Here is an 8,044-nt window from a genome sequence, read left to right as displayed (position 1 = left end):
TTATATAGCAATCCTAAATCATTTGTGAATTTCTTACTCCCTCCCCTTAGCAAGGGGAGGGTTGGGGTGGGGTAAAAAATTTACGATTCATTTAGGATTGCTATATAATCGTTAACAATTAACTATTTCCCAAAGCCTTTGCCACGACCGACGGAAGGAATACAAAGGCAATTTTCTAACTGCGATCGCAGCGTGTCATGTTCCAAACCTTGACCGATCAGCACGATCTGATTTTTGGGCTGACCTTTCCATTCGTCGTCATCAATGGAAAAACGCTTGCCGCTAAGGTGGAAAATGTGCCGCTTAGGACTTTCCTCAAACCACATAATACCCTTAGCTCTAAACACATTCATCGGTAGTTGATGATCGAGGAAATACTGAAATTTCCTTAAAGAGAATGGGCGATCGCTTTGGAAAGAAAGCGAAGTAAACCCATCATTCTCTAAATGGTGGGAATGGTGGTCATGGTGGCTATGATCGTGATGTGAATGATCGTGATGATCGTGGTCATGTTCATGGTCATGGTGCGCGTGATGTGAATGCTCGTGATGATCGTGCCCACACTCAGTATGATCGTGGTCATGAGCGTGGTCATGATCGTGTCCGTGACTATCAGTAGCTTTCTCAGGTTGGAAATATTTATCTGACTCAAATAAACCTACACTGAGAACTAAAGGCAGGGGAACTTGCGATCGCACTGTCCGCACAATTCGCGCACCTTCTTTCACATCGCGAATCTTAACTTCCAACAAATCTAAATTTGCTTCATCAACCAAATCCGCCTTATTCAACAAAATGATATCGCCGTAAGCAATTTGACTGTAAGCAGCTTGACTGTTGAACAAATCTAAGCTATAATTAGCTGCATCTACGACAGTCACAATTGAATCCAGACGAGTCATATCTCGCAGTTCAGTACCCAAGAAAGTCAACGCCACAGGCAAAGGATCTGCCAGTCCCGTTGTTTCTACTACCAGATAATCTAACTTCTCTGGACGCTCTAAAACTTTATAAACAGCATTGACCAAATCTTCATTAATCGTACAGCATATACAGCCGTTATTCAACTCTACCATGCTGTCGTCAGAAGTAACAATCAGCTCGTTATCGATGCCGATTTCGCCAAACTCATTTACTAGAACTGCTGTTTTCAAACCCTCCTGATTGGTCAGAATATGGTTGAGCAGTGTTGTCTTGCCGCTGCCAAGAAAACCAGTAATAATTGTGACTGGTAATCCTTGTTTTGGAGCCTCCATCGTAGGTGTGGCTTCGATTTGATTAGTTGTTGATTGCATAGTTTGGCTATTATAGCTAGGGACTAGGGGAAAACGGAAAAAAGGGAATAGAATAAGTGGGCTTCAACAATTCAGAGTGTCTTAAACGCCTTAGCGGTTGCTATAAATAACGTCCCAGACTCAAAGAATTATCGGCTCAAAAGCTAGTCTATTAATTTTAGCTCTAGTTTCAGATGTTCGGAAGACGTGGAGCAAATCGTCTACTGCGTGTTTCCAGGTAAACTTGCCAGCAACAAAACTAGGGCCAAATTGACGAGATCGCGCTGCGATCGCAGTTTCCTCGATGGTGGCTTGCATCAAAGCTATCAAATGGTCTAAATTGGGAGCTAAGATCGAGAAGTTTTCGCCGTCAATTGTCAAAGGTCTAAGTTTGCTCTCTATTTGCAGCGCGAAGTCTGGATGAGTGAAATCGTCAGTAGGGCCGCCTTGAGTGCAAATCACGGGCAAACCGCAAGCGGCTGCTTCTAGCACAGGCAAATTGAAACCTTCTGCCAAATAGGGAGAAACGTAAGCGTCAGCCGCTTGGTACAACTGAGCTACTTGAGAAAATGATAGCTGAGTGCCAGTATAAATCACTCTGGCTGCTACTTTTTCTCTTTCCGCATCGCTGAGGACGGCGCGGCTAGCTTGAGCTATATCATCTTTAGAAGGATACAGCAATTCTGAACCTTTTAACACCAGTTTAGCGTGAGGATAGCGCTCAATTACCGCAGCGAAGGCTTTTAATAAGGGGCGGATGCCTTTTCTATCAGTGCAGCCGCCGATATTTAAGAATATAAATGAGTCTTGCCATCCGAAGGCTTGGCGCAAGGCTGTTCTTTGTTCGTTTGTAAGCGGATGATAGATATCAGTATCAACACCAAGGGGAACAACGGTGATGCGGTTGGGTTGAACGCCGCTGCGAATGAATCCTGCTTTTGACCACTGAGAACAGGTAATAATTTTTGCCTCTGAATTGACGGGAGTTTCTGTTAGGGAAGATACGCCAATTCCCTCTAATACGTTGTTAGTAACTGTTCCCCATTCGGTAGCTGCAAATACCCAAGTTTGACTACTATCAGAGTTCGCGAAGTTCCAAGGGCAATACATTCGTACAGTAACATCTGCTGGCTGATTTGGCGCGGGAGTAGGGATGTTACGCAATGCTTGAGTAGTGCGATCGCGATCGCTAACTTCTGTTTTCCAACCTTCATCAATATAAGGCATATCGCGATGGAACAGCTCTAAGTCTGGACGCTTAAGCATTTCCATCATTTGAAACTGATTTACTACGCTGTAAGAGTGACAAAGAAAACGCCACCCTTCAACAATAATTCGCAATGCAACCTCCCGCACAGTTAACAGTTAACAGTTAACAGTTAACAGTTAACAAAACTATCTTAAGACTTCCCAATCTCTAATCCGCCATTGACCGTCAGTTCGGACTAAATCGTAGCGCACCCGCAAGCTATCATCGCGTGCAGTTGTAGGCTGGCCGCGCTCAAAAACCTGTGCTTTTTCTGTCACCTCTGCTTCAACTTGAGCTTGATCGGGATTAGTTTCGTTAGTGCGAACTGAACTTACTTGTAAAGTATGATCGTAAGTCTGATAAACATTATTTCGCTGTTGAGCTTCTGCCATTGGCATCCATCTGGCTAAAGCTGGCTCTACAAGAATTTCTTTTAACTGATCGATCTGGTAGTCTTTACCCAAGGCTGCTCTTTTAGCAGAGAACCAAGATTCAATCACTTGCTTGCCAGATTCTTCGTTCAGAGGGCCTGACGCTGTGGGAGATGGTGGTTCTGGTATCGGAATTTCGAGCGGCGGCTGGTCTAATCCTACAAGGGCTTGCTCTCCTTTCAATGTTGGCCCAGAGAGGCTTTGTAGGGCATTTGCTAGCAAATTGAAGGCTTGTACTGTTAAAAAGCCTAACAGGAGGAAAGCTAGAATCGCGATGACGATCGCAATTGTCCTGTTTTTAGGCATTTTAATCGACTTCAATCGAGCCTGCACTTGCTGCCAGTTGAAGGGTTCTCGGCCAGCAGCTACACCTACAGCTTCTCCTCCAGTGAGTAGGCCGCGCGATCGCCCGGAAGTTCCCCGCTTGCGCTCTCTTAATGGTAGCGTTGGCGATCGTCCCGCTCCCTCTGACGCAGTTTGAGGCTGGACAGTTGTACCTACCGAGGTTGTTTCGGAAGAAAGGCGAGGGGTTGTTGGGGCGCTGGAGGTTCTAGGGGTACTTCGCACTGCTGTTGTTAGACCCGCTTCTGGCGCACTCAAAGTAACTGTAGCAGCCCGATAGGAAGTAGCAGTGGGGGTTTCTGGCTCCCTCGTTTGGGGAGTGACCAGTAGGGGTTTGCCGAGGCGAGGGTGTACTGCGATCCACTCATTAGCTACTTCTGCCTCTGTGGGCAAAGCTTCTAAGTAAGCTTGCACGTTTTTATCAGCAAAATAATCTTTGAGGGAAACCGGCTCGTCGGCCAAGTCTCGGAAGTGGGGAAATACTTCTTCCTGTAACCAGTGTTCGGCGTATAAACACAATCCAGGGAGTAAATCTGGGGAATCTTGGGAATTTTCCCGAATAAAAGTCAGGGGTTCGCTTTCGGAACTCAGTTCTAAAGCGCGGCTAGCTTCTTCGGTTTGGCCTAATAACAGGGCGCAAACTGCTTTTTCCAAGTGTACGTCTTGGCGACGGCCTAATTGCATCAGCATCAGCTTCGCGCGGCGGATTAGGGCAGGCAGTCGGGCGGCAAAGCCTTGGGCTAAAAGCGTGTAGACTGCCAAGTAGGTAGCAACTGCGGAGGGACGGCGGGCTTCGGCTTCAAATAAGCTCTGTTGCTCGGCGGTAGTTAAGTGCTTCCGCAATTGCTGTACGAAGCGGAGGAAATCTTCTATACCTAAACCAGATTGATCGTCGCCAGAACCGTCTATACCGCCGCGCTCTTGGAGCATTTCGCGGAGGAATTGTAACCCTCTGGTGCGATCGGCAGTTTTTTCTGGCGGTAGCGCTAACAATTCTAAAATCCTATAGGGACGCAGCTTGTAGAGATCGGCTTGCATTTCACCCCTCACAGTAAGAAATAAGCTTTCGCGCAGCAGCAATTCCTGACCTGCTTCTAAGGATGCGGCGGCATTTTCGTGTTGACCTTGCTGCCACTGTTCGCGACCAAGTTCTAGGTAGGCAAGGGCTGTGGTTAAAACTATATCAGGCCGGACGAGTTGCGGGTCGCCAAAACGACCTTCTCTGATGGCGCTGCCATTGCTGAGGTAGGGACGGGCGATTTTGATTGCCAGTTCGTATTCCCCTAACTCTTGCAGAATCAGCAAGGCTCCGGCAAATTGCTTGTCTTCGATGTCGATGCTGGGAGTATGAGGATCGGGGGCGGCATCTAAGGCCCAGAGGTCAGAGTTGAGATTGTCTCCTGAGTCCTGTAAGACGGTGGCGCTGGGGCCAGGTTTTTGGCCGGATGCAGTTCTCTCCCAGAGGTGTTTTGCCCCGGAGAGGCCTGAGTCGTGTTCGGACTCGTAGGTTTTGGCTAGGAAACTGGCATCGTAAGCTGAGCGCTGTTCTGGGTTGGACAGGACAGCGTAGGCTTCGTCGAGTAATTGTTTTCTAGCAGCGATCGCGACTTCCGAATACTCCCTTCTGGGAAGTTGTAAAGTGCGATCGCGGTGAGCTTGCTGCAACTGTTCGGCAGTAAGCTGGATCGGCAGACCTAAAATCCGGTAGTAGTCCAGTGGAATTAGCACAGCCCACTTCCCCAAAGCACGAGCAACTGAATTAGCATATCTTAGCTAAGGTTTGTGCGAAACATAAGTGTTACGCATTACCGAATCTAGCATTTGGTAACGCCGCCCTCTGGAAGGTACTTGTCCCGCCAAGATGGAGGCCTAGCGTTTAGTGATGCGTAAGTCCTGACATTGTAACAATTTGCGAACCTTTGCTCCCACAATGTTACTAGGGTTCGCTCCCTTCTTTAGTCCCATCAGGGTTTAAAGTTAGAAATCGAGTTTGCTAAGAGGGTAGTACGCAATGGTTCAGGAAAGAATTTTACCAGTTTTTGACGCGACGCGGGTCAAAATTTCTAAGGAAGAGGGACTAATGCTCTATGAGGATATGGTTTTGGGGCGCTTTTTTGAAGATAAGTGCGCTGAGATGTACTACCGGGGCAAGATGTTTGGCTTCGTCCACCTTTATAACGGTCAAGAAGCGGTGTCTACTGGCGTGATTCGGGCGATGCGCCGAGATGAGGATTATGTGAGCTCTACCTACAGGGATCACGTTCACGCTTTGAGTGCAGGTGTCCCAGCGCGGGAGGTTATGGCTGAGTTGTTTGGTAAGGCAACTGGCTGTTCAAAGGGACGCGGCGGTTCGATGCACATCTTTTCTGCGGAACATAACCTGCTAGGTGGTTATGCGTTTGTGGCTGAGGGTATTCCTGTGGCTACGGGGGCGGCTTTTGCTTCTAAGTATCGGCGGGAGGCTTTGGGGAATGAAAATGCAGATCAGGTGACGGCTTGCTTTTTTGGAGATGGCGCGGCTAATAATGGTCAGTTTTTCGAGTGTTTGAATATGGCGGCTTTGTGGAAGTTGCCGATTATCTATGTGGTGGAAAATAATAAATGGGCGATCGGCATGGCTCACGATCGCGCTACTTCCGATCCAGTAATTTACAAAAAGGCTCATGCTTTTGGCATGGCTGGTTTTGAGGTGGATGGCATGGATGTTTTAGCAGTAAGAGAAGTTGCTCAAGAGGCTGTTGCTCGTGCTCGTGCTGGGGAAGGGCCGACCTTAATTGAGGCTTTAACTTATCGTTTCCGAGGTCATTCTTTGGCTGACCCTGATGAATTGCGATCGAAGGAAGAGAAGGAATATTGGTTCCCTCGCGATCCGATTAAGAAGTTGGCTACTGATTTGACTGAGCGCAATTTAGCAACTGTTGAAGAGTTGAAAGAAATTGAGCAAAAGATTCAAGCCGTAGTTGATGATGCAGTGGAGTTTGCGGAGAAAAGTCCTGAACCAGATCCGAGCGAACTTTATCGTTTTATCTATGCTGAAGATGAGTAATCTTTAGGGATATTTTGCGATTTGTGGTAGTATTGCGGGGGTGAAAAACCCCCTTTTATTTAATACCATTTCTCTAAAAGTTTGCTACAGTCAGCGGGTTTGGTGGGCGCTCGCCACTTCATCAATTAAAAATTAAAAATGCAAAATTAAAAAAAATGCAAAATTAAAATTGTGAAATTAAATTTTTAATTTTTAATTTTCAACTTTTAATTAATCGGAGGGAAGATGGGTGATTAGCGATTAGCGATTACCAATTACCAATTACCAATTACCAATTACCAATTACCAACTAACAATTAATGACAAAAGAAACTATTTTTGCTCTATCACTTTTTCCCTACTTGGGTTTTTTGTGGTTTTTGACGCGATCGCGACAAGTACCTCGGTTGGCTCTGATTGGGTTTTACGGTACTCTAGTGTTCGTTGCTATTACTATTCCCGCTGGAATTTATGCCAAAGTAGCTTATGGCGACTCGTTGGCCAATATCGATTGGTTGCATGGGGGTGCAGAATTATTCTTAACACTGTCTAATATTTTAGTAGTGCTAGGGTTCAGACAAGCCGTGATTCAAACCAGGCAATCATCACAATAATGGAGATTCAAACCCTCACTGGCCATGCAGACGGGGTAAAATCGGTGGCGATCGCTCCCGATGGTAAAATTCTCGTCAGCGGCGGTGAAGACGGCAAAATTAAGCTATGGCTGTTGAGTACCGGGGAACAGATCCATTCGATGACAGGCCATCCCTACGGCGTGAAAAATGTTGTTATCAGCCCCAACGGGGCAACTTTTGCTACAGGCGGCGGTGATGGTACGATTAAGCTCTGGAGCCTGAGTAAAGGCGAACTGATTCGTACTTTTGTTACTGGATTATCGCGTTTAGATTCAGGTTCAATGCCGGTGGCAATTAGCCCAGACGGAGAAACGATCGCCAGTCACAGCAGCAGTTATAGTCAGACAGTCAAGCTGTGGCGGATAGATACGGGAGAATTGATCGGCACGTTGACGGGTCATGCAGGTTCGGTTAAAGCTTTTACAATCGCCCCCGATGGTGATATTTTAGCTAGTGATGGGGCTGATAATACTATTCGGTTGTGGCGTTTAGTGACGGAGGAGTTAATCAACACTCTAGCAGGCCACACGCGGGATATTTTAGCGATCGCAATTAGTCCTGACGGGCAAACTTTAGTCAGCGGTAGCAAAGACGAAACAGTTAGAATTTGGAATCTTCATACTGGCAAACTGTTACGTACTCTTTCGGGCCATTCCTACGCCGTGAATTCAGTCACAATTAGTTCAGATGGAAAAATGCTTGCCAGCGGCGGCTATGATGGTTTAATTAAGTTACGGCGTTTGAGTAATGGGGAACTGCTAAAAATCCTTTCTGGGCATTCTGGTTCGGTAAATTCTGTTGCGATCGGTGCTGACGGACAAACAATTGTCAGCGGTAGTGAAGATAAAACTATTCGAGTTTGGCGTTTATAATCAATATTAACGAAGAAGCAAAAAGCACTCACCTCAGAATTGAGTAACTTCGATTAATACGGTGGAAGATAAAACAATGTTTATTAAGGCTTTACATAGATTTCCTAAGTTTGATCGTAGATACTAAGTACATTTCCCCATTATATCATATCCGGCAAATGCACTTACGATCAGTCAAAAGCTAGCTCCGCGAAGCAATCGCAGAGACTAGGCGAT

6 protein-coding genes are annotated in these 8,044 nt (G+C 46.4%); 3 read left to right on the top strand and 3 right to left on the bottom strand.

The window, feature by feature from the left end:
* Window positions 1-122: 122 nt before the first annotated feature.
* From PN499_RS03210 to PN499_RS03200, 3 genes are all read right to left on the bottom strand, one after another.
* Window positions 123-1,295 carry a CobW family GTP-binding protein gene (locus PN499_RS03210; RefSeq protein ID WP_272030246.1) on the bottom strand — a complete coding sequence of 391 codons (1,173 nt, stop codon included), beginning with the start codon at window positions 1,293-1,295 and terminating at the stop codon, window positions 123-125.
* A 120-nt stretch (window positions 1,296-1,415) separates the two neighbouring features.
* Window positions 1,416-2,630, bottom strand: coding sequence for a glycosyltransferase (locus tag PN499_RS03205; RefSeq protein ID WP_272030245.1), 1,215 nt, complete (start codon window positions 2,628-2,630; stop codon window positions 1,416-1,418).
* A gap of 39 nt (window positions 2,631-2,669) precedes the next feature.
* The gene (locus PN499_RS03200; RefSeq protein ID WP_272030244.1) at window positions 2,670-5,024 is read right to left on the bottom strand and encodes an IMS domain-containing protein; all 2,355 of its coding nucleotides are present in this window, start codon (window positions 5,022-5,024) and stop codon (window positions 2,670-2,672) included.
* 283 nt (window positions 5,025-5,307) lie between these two features.
* Between PN499_RS03200 and pdhA the strand changes: the two genes are divergently transcribed.
* The 3 genes from pdhA (at window position 5,308) to PN499_RS03185 (ending at window position 7,828) form a co-directional block, all read left to right on the top strand.
* Window positions 5,308-6,342, top strand: coding sequence for a pyruvate dehydrogenase (acetyl-transferring) E1 component subunit alpha (pdhA, locus tag PN499_RS03195; RefSeq protein WP_272030243.1), 1,035 nt, complete (start codon window positions 5,308-5,310; stop codon window positions 6,340-6,342).
* 299 nt (window positions 6,343-6,641) lie between these two features.
* Window positions 6,642-6,935, top strand: coding sequence for a DUF3593 domain-containing protein (locus PN499_RS03190; RefSeq protein WP_007353394.1), 294 nt, complete (start codon window positions 6,642-6,644; stop codon window positions 6,933-6,935).
* Window positions 6,935-7,828 carry a WD40 repeat domain-containing protein gene (locus PN499_RS03185; protein ID WP_272030242.1) on the top strand — a complete coding sequence of 298 codons (894 nt, stop codon included), beginning with the start codon at window positions 6,935-6,937 and terminating at the stop codon, window positions 7,826-7,828. The genes PN499_RS03190 and PN499_RS03185 overlap by 1 nt, the downstream gene beginning before the upstream one ends.
* Window positions 7,829-8,044 lie beyond the last annotated feature (216 nt).

Origin of the sequence: Kamptonema animale CS-326, from assembly GCF_028330895.1 — a bacterium.
Lineage (GTDB): Bacteria > Cyanobacteriota > Cyanobacteriia > Cyanobacteriales > Microcoleaceae > Kamptonema > Kamptonema formosum.
The sequence above is the reverse complement of the archived record's forward strand: the minus strand, read 5'-3'. Positions and strand labels throughout refer to the sequence as shown.